The organism is Streptomyces venezuelae, from assembly GCF_008642335.1.
In the GTDB taxonomy this organism is placed as follows: Bacteria; Actinomycetota; Actinomycetes; order Streptomycetales; family Streptomycetaceae; genus Streptomyces; species Streptomyces venezuelae_F.
This window is the reverse complement of record NZ_CP029191.1, coordinates 7,937,483-7,949,841: the sequence shown is the minus strand read 5'-3', so window position 1 is coordinate 7,949,841 and position 12,359 is coordinate 7,937,483. Positions and strand designations below refer to the sequence as shown.

General features: G+C 71.9%; 10 protein-coding genes. 3 read left to right on the top strand and 7 right to left on the bottom strand.

The features are described from left to right. Positions 1 to 13 precede the first annotated feature (13 nt). The gene (locus tag DEJ49_RS35425; protein WP_150187891.1) at positions 14 to 973 is read right to left on the bottom strand and encodes an SDR family NAD(P)-dependent oxidoreductase; all 960 of its coding nucleotides are present in this window, start codon (positions 971 to 973) and stop codon (positions 14 to 16) included. Positions 974 to 1,124: 151 nt separating this feature from the next. On the opposite strand from DEJ49_RS35425, the gene DEJ49_RS35420 reads away from it, so the two are divergent. After that, a complete protein-coding gene (locus DEJ49_RS35420; protein ID WP_150187890.1) occupies positions 1,125 to 2,021 on the top strand; it encodes a hypothetical protein in 897 nt (298 codons plus the stop codon). A gap of 10 nt (positions 2,022 to 2,031) precedes the next feature. On the opposite strand, the gene DEJ49_RS35415 is transcribed toward DEJ49_RS35420, so the two are convergent. The 3 genes from DEJ49_RS35415 to DEJ49_RS35405 all read right to left on the bottom strand — a co-directional run bounded on the left by DEJ49_RS35415 (position 2,032) and on the right by DEJ49_RS35405 (position 4,908). Beyond that, positions 2,032 to 3,756, bottom strand: a complete 1,725-nt coding sequence (locus DEJ49_RS35415) for an acyl-CoA dehydrogenase family protein (RefSeq protein WP_150187889.1) — start codon at positions 3,754 to 3,756, stop codon at positions 2,032 to 2,034. Positions 3,757 to 3,792: 36 nt separating this feature from the next. After that, the gene (locus DEJ49_RS35410; RefSeq protein WP_150187888.1) at positions 3,793 to 4,356 is read right to left on the bottom strand and encodes a PadR family transcriptional regulator; all 564 of its coding nucleotides are present in this window, start codon (positions 4,354 to 4,356) and stop codon (positions 3,793 to 3,795) included. 81 nt (positions 4,357 to 4,437) lie between these two features. Further along, positions 4,438 to 4,908: a peroxiredoxin gene (locus tag DEJ49_RS35405; protein WP_150187887.1), complete on the bottom strand. Its 471-nt coding sequence runs from the start codon at positions 4,906 to 4,908 to the stop codon at positions 4,438 to 4,440. A 195-nt stretch (positions 4,909 to 5,103) separates the two neighbouring features. Between DEJ49_RS35405 and DEJ49_RS35400 the strand changes: the two genes are divergently transcribed. Then, positions 5,104 to 7,365 (top strand): FUSC family protein, encoded by a 2,262-nt coding sequence (locus DEJ49_RS35400; protein ID WP_223833139.1) that lies wholly within the window; start codon positions 5,104 to 5,106, stop codon positions 7,363 to 7,365. A gap of 211 nt (positions 7,366 to 7,576) precedes the next feature. Here DEJ49_RS35400 and DEJ49_RS35395 read toward each other — a convergent pair whose 3' ends face one another. The 3 genes from DEJ49_RS35395 to DEJ49_RS35385 form a co-directional block, all read right to left on the bottom strand. Then, the gene (locus DEJ49_RS35395; protein WP_223833138.1) at positions 7,577 to 9,181 is read right to left on the bottom strand and encodes a metallophosphoesterase; all 1,605 of its coding nucleotides are present in this window, start codon (positions 9,179 to 9,181) and stop codon (positions 7,577 to 7,579) included. A gap of 228 nt (positions 9,182 to 9,409) precedes the next feature. Further along, complete coding sequence (locus DEJ49_RS35390; protein ID WP_223833137.1) at positions 9,410 to 10,339, bottom strand: SigB/SigF/SigG family RNA polymerase sigma factor; 930 nt, start codon at positions 10,337 to 10,339, stop codon at positions 9,410 to 9,412. Between the two features lie 32 nt (positions 10,340 to 10,371). Next, complete coding sequence (locus tag DEJ49_RS35385; protein WP_150187885.1) at positions 10,372 to 11,310, bottom strand: VOC family protein; 939 nt, start codon at positions 11,308 to 11,310, stop codon at positions 10,372 to 10,374. Between the two features lie 189 nt (positions 11,311 to 11,499). Between DEJ49_RS35385 and DEJ49_RS35380 the strand changes: the two genes are divergently transcribed. After that, on the top strand, positions 11,500 to 12,345 hold the full coding sequence (locus DEJ49_RS35380) for an alpha/beta fold hydrolase (protein ID WP_150187884.1): 846 nt from the start codon (positions 11,500 to 11,502) through the stop codon (positions 12,343 to 12,345). The last annotated feature ends 14 nt before the right edge of the window (positions 12,346 to 12,359 follow it).

Here is a 12,359-nt window from a genome sequence, read left to right as displayed (position 1 = left end):
TTCGACCTGCCCGTTACCTCGGCCATTCCCAGGAGACGCGGGTCAGTTCGCAGCTCGCGTCCCACAGCCGCGCCGCCGATGAGGGATCGGTGAGGTGATCCCACACCGCTTCGCGTCGCGGCTCCCCGCGCAGGCCGAAGACGCGCGGGCCCCACAACTCGCCGCCCCGCACGGCCGGGTCGAGCACGGCGCGGACCGCGGGCCACGCCCCGGCGTCCTTGCCCTGGACGAGGAGGGCCGCGGGGGCCGCGCCGAGCCGCGCACCGGTCGTGCGCGTGTGGACCGGCGGCCGTGACGGGGTGAGGGAGTCGAGGGCGCCGCCGGGGTGGGCGACCACGCTCGTGACAGGGCTGCCGGTGACGCGCAGCCGGCGGTCGAGCTCGATGCCGAAGTACATCTGGGCCAGCTTGGAGCGGCCGTACGTGCGCTTGGCGCGGTAGTCCTTGTGGGACTGCAGGTCGTCGAGGTCGAGCCGCTCGGACTTCGCCGCGAAGCTCCCCATGGTCACGACGCGGGCCGCAGGTGCCGCCGACAGGAGCGGCATCAGCCACCGGGTCAACGCGAAGTGCCCGAGGTGATTCGTGCCGAACATGAGCTCGTGGCCGTCGCCGGTCTCCTGGCGCGGCGGATCGTCGAGCGCGACGCCCGCGTTGTGCACCACCGCGTCGAGGCGGTCCACCGACAGGGACTCCACGGCCGACGGCAGCGACGCGAGGTCGGCGAGGTCGAGGCGTACGGCTCGGACCCGTGCGCCGGGGACCCGCGCGCGGATCGACTCCAGTGCGGCCCCGGCCTTGGCCGGGCTGCGGCTGCCGAGCACGACGGTCGCACCGGTCGACGCCAGCTGCTCCGCGACGAAGTACCCGATGCCGGCGTTGCCGCCGGTGATCAGGAAGACGCTGCCGTCGGCGCGCGGCAGGCTCTGGACGTTCCAGGGCGGGGGCGGGGGCGTGCTGGAGGACGTGGGCGACATGGCGGTGGGCTCCCTCGGTGGCGCGGAACGGTGAGGTCCACGGTGTCAGTGGTCACCGACACCTCACCGACATCCCTCCGACACGGTGAACGTTTCCCGTGCCCGCCGCGTCACAGGAACGGCCACGTCAGGGCTCCCCTCAGGAGGTCACATGCTCGCCCGTCCGTTCCGCGTACTCGCCGCGGTCGCCGTGTCCGGCGCGGTCCTGGTGACAGCCCCCGGGTGCGGCAGCGAGGAGGCTCTCGGCGACGGTGTGGACGGCGCCGCCCTCGCGGACCGTGCCCGGACGGTCGCGAAGGCCTGGGACGGTTCCGCGGCGGCCACCGCCTGGCGCACCGGGTATCACCCCGCCGGGGAGACGGTCCAGCCGCCGCGGGGCGGGTTGCACGGTCGGGCCGACGAGCGGGCCTTCGAGGACGGGCGCTTCGTCCTGCGGGGCAAGTTGCCGGATCCCGGGCCCAGGGGCGGCTGGGTGAGGTGGCCCGGCGAGCCGGTGCTCGCGCGGCCGCTCGTGGGGGCGGACGAGTCGTACAGAACCCTCGCGGTCCACCGGGCCGCGCGTGCGGGAGAGCCACACCTCACGGTCACCGGGGTGGCGCGGGGTGAGATGCGCGTGGCCACCAGCCGCGGACCGGCGACGGTCCCGGCCTGGCTGTACACCCTGGACGGGTACACCGCGCCCCTGAAGCAGGCCGCGGTCCTCCCGTCGAAGTCCCCCCGCCCGCCGATCGGCTGGGCGCGCGAGCTCCCCGGCCTCCCGCTCGACCGGCTCGTGGGGACAGCCCCGGACGGACGGGCGGTGACCGTGATCGCCCTCCACGGCGCCTGCGACGACGGAGCGATCGTGAAGCCGCTCGAAACCGACGGGAGCGTCGTGCTGCTCCCCTCCGTCAGGAACCGGAACGACGACGGCAGTCTCTGCACCAGTCAGGCGCAGATGCAGCGGGTGACCGTGGAACTGGAACGGCCGGTCGGCGACCGCGTCGTGCTCGACGCGCTGACCGGCCGGCCCGTCCCCTACAAGGGCATGCGCGGCCTCACCCCGTGACCGCCGCCCGCTACGGCGCCATCTCGTACGTCCCCGCCAGCGCCTCGACGCGCTCCCAGACACGCGCCGAACGGGCGTCGTCGACGACCGGACGGCGGACCGCGCCGAGCGCCCACGTCTGCTGGTCCTCGGTGGCGGAGTCCTTGCCGTGCAGCTCGACGGCGTGCGCGGAGAAGTCGCGTACGAGGACGGCGAAGAGCTCGTCGAGCACGTCCTCGTCCAGGCCGGTCAGGCGCGCCTGCTCCAGGATCAGCTGGCCGTGCACGACCAGCGCGAAGAGCTGGCCGACGGCGAGGAGCAGGTCGAGGTCGCGGCTCTGCCGCTCGTCGGGGGCGGCGGTGGTGACGAACGTGCGGAGGGCGTCGGCCTGCTCGCGGAAGCGGGCGACGTTGGGCAGCTCGGCGTACGCGTCGAAGGCGGTGCGCCAGTCGTGGAAGCGGATCGCGCCGAGGCCGCGGGCCGGGCCCTGCCGGAAGAGGAAGTCGTCGTCGGCCGCGTCGAGACGGGTCGGCACGGGCGCGTACTCGGCGGGGTTCAGGAGGTGGTTGCCCATGAACTTGAGGATCAGCGCGAGGTTGACGTGGACCGTGCCCTCCAGCTTGGGCAGGCCGCGGATCTCGACGGCCGCCTGCGCGAAGTAGTTGTCCTTCTCGAAGCCCTTGGCCGCGATGACGTCCCACATGAGGTCGATGACCTTCTCGCCCTCCGTGGTCACCTTCATCTTCGTCATGGGGTTGAAGAGGAGGTAGCGGCGGTCGTCGGGGCCGGCCGAGCGGAAGTAGTCGACGGCGCGGTCGCTGAAGAGCTTCATCCCGACGAGGCGGACGTAGGCGTCGGTCAGCTCGCGGCGCACGTGCGGGAAGGCGGTGACGGGGCGCCCGTAGAGGATGCGGTTGTGGGCGTGGGTGACCGCCTCGTACATCGCGTGCTCGCAGATGCCGATCGAGGCGGTGCAGAGGTTGAACTTGCCGACGTTGACGGTGTTGAGGGCGGCGTCGAAGGCGGCGCGGCCGGTGTGCAGCACGTCGTCGGGGCCGACCGGGTAGTTCTCCAGGCGGAACTCGCTCACGTACTTCGACGAGTCGACGACGTTCTTGACCAGGTGGTACGCGTCGTGGCGGCTGTCGGCGGCGAAGAAGACGTAGCCGTCCGGGCCCTCGACGTCGGTGCGGCGGCCGAAGACGGAGACGAGCCCTGCGGCGTTGCCGTTGCCGATGTAGTACTTGGAGCCGGTGGCACGGAAGCCGCCGTCGCCGTCCGGCTCCAGGAGCATGTCGGTGGAGTAGATGTCGGCGCCGTGGCTCTTCTCGGAGAGGCCGAAGGCGAACACTTCTCCCTGGTCGAGGAGTTCGGCGGCGCGGGTGCGGGCAGCGGCGTTGTCGCTCTGCCAGACCGGGCCGAGGCCGAGGATCGTGACCTGCCAGGCGTACCAGTAGTCGAGGCCGTAGAAGCCGAAGATCTCGTTGAGGGCGGCGATGCGGGCGGTGTCCCAGCGCTTGTCGCCCTGCTCCTCCCCCGCCGCGGACGCCGGGGTGAGGAAGGTCGCGAACAGCCCTTCCTTGGCGGAGAACTCCAGGAAATCGGCGAGCCAGGCGCGGGTGCGGTAGTCCTCGATCAACTTGCGCTTGCCGCGCGCCTCGAACCAGTCGACGGTCGCGCGCAGCAGCCTGCGGGTCTCGGGGTCGAAGTGGGTCGGGTCGTAGGTGTTCGGGTTGAACAGCAGCGGGTCGGCCATGGCGGTTCGCCTTTCCAGGAGGTACGTGGAGCGCGCTCAGCGCTCGGGGTTGAGGCGGTGGAGGGTGGCGAGCACGTCGTCGAGCCAGGCCAGCGTCATCCGTTCGTACGCGATGCCGCCGCGCAGCACGACGTGCTGGAGCTCTTGTCCGGCGTCGAGGGCCGCGCGGGCCGGTGCGTCGGGCCCCGTGAAGTCGCGCCGCTCGCCCGCGAGGTAGTGCGCGAGGCGGTCGGCGTGGGCCTGGCGGTGCCGCTCCACCTCATGGATCAGCGCGACCGGATCGTCGAACGCCGCGCCGCGGATCTTCACGGCGAGCTCGTGCCGGACGCTCTCGGGCTCGATCGGCTCGTGCAGCCACTGGGAGAGCGCGGCACGGCCGTCCGGGGCGACGGAGTACTCCTTCTTGTCCGGCCGGTCCTGCTGGACCACCTCGCGGACGTCGATCCAGCCGTCGCCCTCCATGCGTTTGAGGACGCGGTAGATCTGCTGGTGGGTGGCTGCCCAGAAGTAGCCGATGGACCGGTCGAACCGCCGGGCGAGTTCGTATCCGGAGCCCGGCTTCTCCAGCAGGGAGACGAGGATCGCGTGCTCGAGCGCCATGCCCGAATCCTTCTATGCAACTCGTTGCATAGACAAGCGGCGCAGGCCAGGTGAGACGCGGCTCACCTGCGCGATCAGTGGTCAGCCGGCCGCCAGGCGCCGCACCGCCGCCAGTGCACGGTCTGCGTGGGCGCTCATCCGGAACTCGCTGCGGACCACCTCGGCGACCGTGCGGTCCTTGCCGATGACGAACGTGACCCGTTTGGTGGGCGCCAGTGAGAAGCCGCGGGTCACGCCGAACCGGCCGCGCACCACGCCCTCGGGGTCCGCGAGCAGGGGGAAGCCCAAGGTGTGACGTTCCGTGAACTCGCGCTGCCGGTCGACCTGGTCGCCGCTGATGCCCACGGGCCGCGCCCCCGCGGCACCGAATTCGGCGGCGAGGTCACGGAAGTGACAGGCCTCCGCCGTACAGCCGGGGGTGAGGGCGGCCGGGTAGAAGAACAGCACCACCGGGCCGTCCTGGAGGAGTTCCGAGAGCCGCCGCTCGGTGCCGGTCTCGTCCGGCAGCGTAAAGTCCTCGACGGTGTCGCCCACCGCCACGCGCGCCGTCATGCCCGGGTCCTGTGCGACATGCGGTCCATCGGCGCCACGGTGCCTCCTCAAGTGTGGGAGCGAAACCCTACTCGACTGTCGGCGCACACCCTTCGCCAGCCCGCCCCACCGCCCTTGACCTCCCGAAACGACATCGTGCGATGCTGGGGATCACCGGGAGGCACCGAGCGAGCGACGGGGAGTACGGGCGACACGATGGCAGTGGTACGACGGACGGCGAAGGGCATCTGGGACCGCTACTCGGCATCCGACCCCGGGCTCCTGCGGCTCATGGCGGGACTGCGGACGGTCGGGGCGATCCTCCTCGCGCTCGCCGTGCTTGCGCCGCTCGGCACGTCGGTGACGCACCTCGTCGCGGGCGCGATGACGGCGATGGTCGCCACGTTCGCGATCCAGGAGAAGGAGGTGCGGGGCCAGGCCATCACCCTGGCGCTCGGACTGCCGGTCGCGCTCGCGGCCATATCGCTGGGGGCGCTGCTCAACTCCCGCGTGGTGACCGGGGACCTGTTCTTCATCGTCCTGATCTTCGGGGCCGTCTACTGCCGCAGATTCGGCGACCGCGGCACCGCGCTCGGGCTCATCGGCTTCCAGGTCTACTTCGTCTCGCTCTTCGTCAACGCGTCGACGTCGGCGCTGCCCACGCTCTACCTGACGCTGACCATCGCCTTCGCGTGCAGCGCGGTGGTGCGGTTCGCCGTGGTGCCGGAGACCCCGGAGCGCACCCTGGCGCGGCTGCGCGAGGCGTTCCGGGCGCGGCTCGCCCAGCTCATCGCCCACCAGATCGAACTCCTCGACGCGGACGCCGACTCCGGCGAGGGCCCGGAGAAGGTCCTGGACGACCTGCGGCGCAGCACCGCACGGCTGCACGAGGCCGCGCTGATGATCCAGGGCCGCCTTGAGGAGGGCTCGCGCGACGCGGCGGCGGCCGCGCTGCTGCAACGCAGGGTGGCCGACGCGGAGATCGCCGCGGAGCGTCTCGGCGTGCTGCTCCTCAACGCCCGCAGCGCGGAGCGCGTGGAGACGCTCACCCTGCACCTGCCGAGCGCCCCCGTCCCCCGCACGCGGCGCGGCCGCATCGGGCCCGACGCGGGCACCGCCCTGCGCAGGGACCTGCGCGCCCTGCACCTGCTCGTGGTGCGGCTGGTGCCCGACGACCGCGGTACGGCACTGCCGTACGTGCGCAACAGGCTGCTCGGCTACCGCGAGGAGCAGGGCCTGCCGCAGGGTTCCCCGGCGATCCAGGACTGTTTCCGTGCGGTCGGTGAGGCGGCGCGCGCCATCCTGGGTCTTCGGCTTGCGACCGACGGGGCGTCGGACGAGGAGTACGACAGCCCGGAAGTCATGCGGTCGCGCGAGGAGTTCGAGGCCGAGGAGATCTCGATATCCGGTGAGGCCGCGGAGGCGGAGGAGGAGCAGACCGGGCTGCGGCGGCCCACCACCCGGGCGGCCGTGCAGGTCGCCGTCGGGTCCGCGCTCGCCATCGTCGGCGGCGAGTTCCTGTCCACGCAGCGGTGGTACTGGGCGGTGCTGACGTGCTGGGTCGTCTTCCTCAACACGGCGTCCACGGGCGAGATCATGGTCAAGGGCTACCGGCGCCTGGTCGGCACGGTGCTCGGTGTGGTGGCCGGGGTGGCGCTGGCCGGCGCCGTCGGCAACCACACGTGGGCGGCGTTCGCCCTTGTGGTGCTCTGCGTCTTCGGCATGTTCTTCACCGCGCCGCTCTCCTACGCGATGATGTCGTTCTTCGTCACGGCGATGCTGGGCCTGCTCTACACCCTGCTCAACACCTACAGCCTCGACGTCCTCGTGCTGCGGATCGAGGAGACGGCGCTCGGCGCGGCCTGCGGCATCATCGCGGCGGTCCTGGTCCTTCCGGTGCGGACGTCGCACCGCACCGACGAGGAGCTCGGCAATGTCCTCGCGCGGCTGCGGGACGTCGTGTCGGCGGCCGTGTCGCAGCTCAGTGGCGGGCCCGCCGTCGACCTCGTGGACCTGGCGCGGGACCTGGACACCGCGCTGGACGACCTGCGCAGGTCCACGAAGCCGCTGACCCACCCGATCGCTCCGCTGCGGGCCCGCAGGCAGACGGCCCGCTACATCGTCGCGCTCCTGGAGACCTGCGCCTATCACGCCCGTTCGCTGGCGGCGACGGCCGAGCTGGTGCCCTCCAGCAAGAGCGTCGCGGCCGACGCGCGCCTCGCGCTCGCCGGGCGCCGCATCACGCACAACATCGACCTGATCGCCGCTCAGGTGCGCGACGAGGAGCCCGACGGCGTCATCGAGTCCGGGTCGAGCATCGCCTCGATGCTCGACAGCGGCCGCCACGAGGTGCTGCGGACCGGTTCGGTGGCGTTCCGCGTGCTGCGGCACCTGCAGCGGCTCGACGAAGGCATCGTCGGCCTCGCCCGCCCCCTCGGGGTTCCCCTCGCGGCGCCGGACTCAGAGCCTGTGCCATAACCCCGGTCGGATCAGTGGGCGTCGTCTGGTGCGTGCGATCGCAAGGCGCCGGAGCGTCCTGGGTGGGGGTCCCCCCGGGCCCTTCAGGCCTGGGGGAGGAGCTACCTGGGCGGTTCGGCAACGCGGCATGGGGGTCCCCCCTGGCCTTTAAGGCCTTGGGGGGAGTGCGTGCCAGACGGCGACCACCCGGCCGGGGTTATGACACAGGCTCTCAGCCTCTGAACCGGAGCGTCGTCTCCCGTGACGCGTTGCCGTGCGCGTCGACCGCCCGCACCCGTGCCGCATACCGCGCACCCTTTTCCGTGGCGGGCAGGGGGATGTCCAGGGAGTTGGGGCGCGGCATGAAGTAGTACTCGGAGAGGACCTTCGACGAGAGCAGCTTCGTGCCGGTCGCCGTGTTCTCGATGTCGACGCGGTAGTGGTGCACCATCTGGTCGTCGCGGGCCTGCCGGACGCGCAGGGTCCGGCCGCCGTCGACGAGGGCGAGCGGGCGGCGGCCCGTGAACTTCGGCGCGGTCGTGTTGCGTCGGGCGTCGGTGTAGGTGAAGGCGTCCTTGATCTGCTGCGGGCTGCTGCCCTTGAGGCGTACGGTCCAGGCCGGCCCTGCGAGGGTGCCGGCGCTGGCGTACGGGGGCTGCCAGTCGGCCGACCACTTGCCGCCGGTGTAGATGTCGTGCTTGTCGGCGGCCATGTTGACGCGGGCGATCTCCGTGCGGTCGCGGTACACCTCCACGAAGAGGGCCTGCGCGGTCGGCGCCTCGAAGCGGTCCGCGAGGCCCTTCTCCGTGATCGCCTGGTAGCCGTGGTCCATCTCGACGTACGACATCGAGCCGTCGTTGACGGCGGTGAAGTCGCGCTGGTGGACGGAGCGTTCGTCGTTGATGTTCAGGTGCGAGTGGCCGGAGAAGTAGATGACCTGCGGGTGGGCGGCGAGATCCTCGGTGAGCCGGGGGTTCGAGGCCTGCTGGCCGTCCATCGCGGTGCCGGGGGCGGGCCGGTGGCCCTGCACGAGGACCGGGGTGCGGACGTTCGCCGGGTCCGCGGCGATCTCGGCGAGCCGCTTCTTGAGCCAGGCGCGCTGCGCGCGGTCCGAGTCGTACGTCTCCGTGTTCACGGTGAACAGGTGCAGGCCGCGCACGGTCGACTCGTAGTAGCCGCCGCCCGAGTCGGGGAACCAGGCGCGCGGGTAGTGGGCGCGCATGTCGGCGAGGCTCGCGTCGTGGTTGCCGTGGGAGAGCAGCACCTGCGTGCCGTCCATGCCCTTCCGCTCCAGGTTGGCGCGGAAGATCTCGGAGACGATGCGGTGGTCGCCGCCGCGGCCGTCGCCGTTGTCGTTGATCATGTCGCCGTTGGAGAGGATCGCGTCCGGCTCGGGGAAGACCGACCCGATCGTGTCGAAGAAGCTCTCGTATTTTTTGTCGCTCTTCTCATGGCTCCCGATGTGCACGTCGGACATGACGACGAGACGTGCGACGGGCTTCTCCTTCCCCCGGACGAGATAGCCGGCCGACACCGGGACGCTCGACCGGCCACCGCGGAACGCGACGGCGGTGACGTTGGTGTCCTTGGTGAGGCGCAGCGCCCGCCCCGGCACGAGGACGCGGTCCGCGCGGGTGGGCGTCGTGCCGTCCAGGGTGTAGCGGATCGTGGCGCCGCGCTCGGCTCGCAGGGCCAGGCTGACGGGCCGTTCGTAGCGGCCGCCGGCCGTGCCGAAGGACGGCGGGGCGGGCGGGGAGGGCGGGGCGGTGGCGTGGGCAGCAGTCGGGAGCAGCAGCGTCAGGGACGCGACGGCGATCACGAAAGGGATACGTCTCACGGGGTCCGGGTCCTTGCCTATGGCCGGGCCTGGGGTGCGTGCTGCCCGGCGTGAACTCCCGTGACGCTAGGCGCCCTTGATGAGGTAACGAGGCCAGACCAGTTACCTTTCGGTGACTTGCCCATGAACGACTTGCCCATGAACGACTTGTCCGTGAACCGCTGCCGTCGGCGGGGGACCTGCCGGGCGCACCTGTGGGACGGGCGCACCCGGCACGCGCCGTCCGCCCTACTCGTGCGCGAGCATCCCCGTCCGCAGCCGGGCCAGGGTCTTCGCCAGCAGGCGTGACACATGCATCTGCGAGATGCCCATGACGCTGCCGATCTCCGCCTGCGTCATCTCCTGGCCGAAGCGCATCTCGATGATGCGGCGTTCCCGTTCGTCGAGTTCCGCGAGGAGCGGGGCCAGGGCGTGGATGTTCTCGATGACCTCCATGGCCGGGTCCGGCTCCCCCATGACGTCGGCGAGCGAGCGGTTGTTCTTGTGGGTGGTGCCGTCCTCGCTCCCGCCGTGCTGGGAGTCGAGGGAGCCGGCGGCGTAGCCGTTGGCGGCCACGATCACCTCGAGGACCTGCTCCTCGGTCACGGACAAATCCTCCGCGAGTTCACGGACGGTCGGCTCGCGGCCGAGTGCGGCGAACAGCTGCTCACGGGATTTGACCAGTTCGGTGCGGAGCTCCTTGAGCCTGCGGGGCACGTGGACGGCCCAGCTGGTGTCACGGAAGTGGCGCTTGATCTCGCCGAGGATGCAGGGGACGGCGAACGACACGAACTCGAAGCCGCGGCTCGTGTCGAACCGGTCGATCGCCTTGATCAGCCCGACCGTCCCGACCTGGACGATGTCCTCCAGCTGACCGTTGCCGCGGTTGCGGAACCGGCCGGCCACGTAGTGGACCAGGGAGAGGTTCATCTCGATCAGGGTGTTGCGCGCGTACAGGTAGTCGGACGATCCCTCCTCCAGGGTCTTGAGCCGGTCGAAGAAGAGCTTCGACAGCTCGCGGGCGTCCTTCGGTGCGACCTGGTCGGCTTCCACGACGCGGGGCAGCCCCACGATCTCGTCCCGCGTCCGCCGTATCGGCTCGACGGCGTCGTCGATGGCATCTGCGACACCCTTCTGCCGAAGAAACATCGTCTGGTTCTCCACGTTTTCGACTTCCATGACTCGGCTGCCCGGCGTCCCGGTGCGCGGACTCAGCTCGCCACCACCGTGAAGGGGATGCCTTCGCGGTCCGCGAGGACGGCCTCGCGCCGGTGCGGCGGCCCCTGGGGCGGGGTGATCACCCGGCCGCCCCAGCCCACGGCGGCGGCCGCGGCCGAGTCGACGTCGGCCACGCGGAAGCAGGCGTGCCAGCGGTGGCGGCCCTCGAGGCCCGGCGGTGTGCCGTCCCGCAGCGCCGCGACGGTGCGCAGCCCGTCGCGGACCAGGATCTGCCCGTCGACGTACTCCACCTCGCAGCAGTCACAGGAGGAGTCCGCCCAGTTGAGCGCGCCGCCGTAGAAGAGCGCGGCGGCGAAGATGTCCCGCGTGAGCAGTTCGAGCCGGGCGACGGGCCCCTCGCCCACCGTCCATCGCTCGTCGGGGGCCTGTTCGCGCAGTCCGAACACGGCGTCGTCGGGACCCGCGGCCACCACGACACGCCCGGCGCCGGTCGCCAGCGGGCCGACCGCGACGGTGGCGCCGCGCTCATGGAGCCGCGCCACCGTGACGTCGACGTCCTCGACGGCGAAGTACGGCATCCAGCCCGCGTAGATGCCCAGGTCGGACGCGGTCTCACTGAGGGTGCCGACCGGCTTGCCGGCCTGCAGGGCGAGGGAGCGCGGGCGGCGCGGCGAGCCGAGCAGCGGCACGTGGCACCAGCCGAGCACCCGGCTGTAGAACTCCTCGGCGGCCCGGATGTCCCGCGAGGCGAGGCTCAGCCAACAGGGTGCGCCGCGGGCCTTCCCCAAGGTCGGCGGCAGGCTTCCGCCGGACAGCGCCGGCTTGCGGGCGCCGGTCGGGATCAGGCGGGTACCGCCGGCCCTGCGCGTCGAACCGTCGCCGATCCACACGCGTCGGCCCGTCCTGTCCCGGCCGTTCACGACCGGCTCCGACGCCTCGCCCCGGGCCTGCCGCTCGCGGCCTCTGTCCATATCGATGTCCCTTTGCACAACGCTCTCTTTTCACCCGGTATCTGCGGTCCCGGCTGTGGTTCCGCAAACGGAAGGCCGCGTACCGGGACCTTCCGCACAGACCTCGGGGACTTAGGCCCTGCCTCGAGTGGCGCGAAAGACCCGGTAATCGATTTGCTCCGGGCCTGCGCTGCTGACATGGTCACGGCCATGCCGACCTTTGCCGCACCCGACGGAACCGAGCTCGCCTACCGCGTCGTCGGGGACGGAGGGGGCACCCCCGTGGTCTGTCTGCCGGGCGGACCCATGCAGGATTCCGCGTACCTCGGGGACCTCGGAGGTCTTGCCGCGCGGCGGCCGCTGCTCCTGCTGGATCTGCGCGGCACGGGCCGCTCCGCCGTGCCGGAGGACCGCTCCTCGTACCGCTGCGACCGTCTCGTGGCCGACGTGGAGGCGTTGCGCGTGCACCTCGGTATGGAGGCGCTGGATCTGCTCGCGCACTCCGGGGGCACGAATCTCGCCGTGCTCTACGCGGCCCGGCACCCGGAGCGCGTCGGCAGGCTCGCGCTGATCACGCCGAGCGTGCTGGCCGTCGGAATCGCGGTCGACGGCTCCGTGCGGCGCGCGACGGCGCTGCTGCGCCGGGACGAGCCGTGGTTCCCGGCGGCGTTCGCCGCGCTGGAGGAGATCGTGGGCGGCCGGGCGACGGCCGAGGCCTTCGAGGCGATCGCGCCGTTCGCCTACGGCCGCTGGGACGAGGCGGCGCAGGCCCATCGGGCCGCCGAGGACGGGCAGCGCAACGACGAGGCGGCCGCGGCGTTCGGTGCCGAGGGCGCCTACGACCCGGAGGGCACGCGGGCCGCGCTCGCCCGGCTGGAGTGCCCGGTGCTCATGCTCGCCGGGGAGGCCGACCTGAACTCGCCGCCGCCCGCGATGGCCGAGCTCGCGAAGCTGTTCCCGGGCGCCGAGCTGGTGGTGCAGCCCGGCGCCGCGCACTTCCCGTGGCTGGACGACCCGGCCGCGTTCGTGGCGGCGGCCGGGCCGTTCATCGGCTGAGGGACTTCGGTCCC

Coding starts and splice junctions, on each gene's coding strand:
- DEJ49_RS35400 (WP_223833139.1), top strand. CDS start 5,104: ATGGCAGTGGTACGACGGACGGCGAAGGGCATCTGGGACCGCTACTCG.
- DEJ49_RS35415 (WP_150187889.1), bottom strand. CDS start 3,756: ATGGCCGACCCGCTGCTGTTCAACCCGAACACCTACGACCCGACCCAC.
- DEJ49_RS35390 (WP_223833137.1), bottom strand. CDS start 10,339: ATGGAAGTCGAAAACGTGGAGAACCAGACGATGTTTCTTCGGCAGAAG.
- DEJ49_RS35380 (WP_150187884.1), top strand. CDS start 11,500: ATGCCGACCTTTGCCGCACCCGACGGAACCGAGCTCGCCTACCGCGTC.
- DEJ49_RS35385 (WP_150187885.1), bottom strand. CDS start 11,310: ATGGACAGAGGCCGCGAGCGGCAGGCCCGGGGCGAGGCGTCGGAGCCG.
- DEJ49_RS35405 (WP_150187887.1), bottom strand. CDS start 4,908: ATGACGGCGCGCGTGGCGGTGGGCGACACCGTCGAGGACTTTACGCTG.
- DEJ49_RS35425 (WP_150187891.1), bottom strand. CDS start 973: ATGTCGCCCACGTCCTCCAGCACGCCCCCGCCCCCGCCCTGGAACGTC.
- DEJ49_RS35410 (WP_150187888.1), bottom strand. CDS start 4,356: ATGGCGCTCGAGCACGCGATCCTCGTCTCCCTGCTGGAGAAGCCGGGC.
- DEJ49_RS35420 (WP_150187890.1), top strand. CDS start 1,125: ATGCTCGCCCGTCCGTTCCGCGTACTCGCCGCGGTCGCCGTGTCCGGC.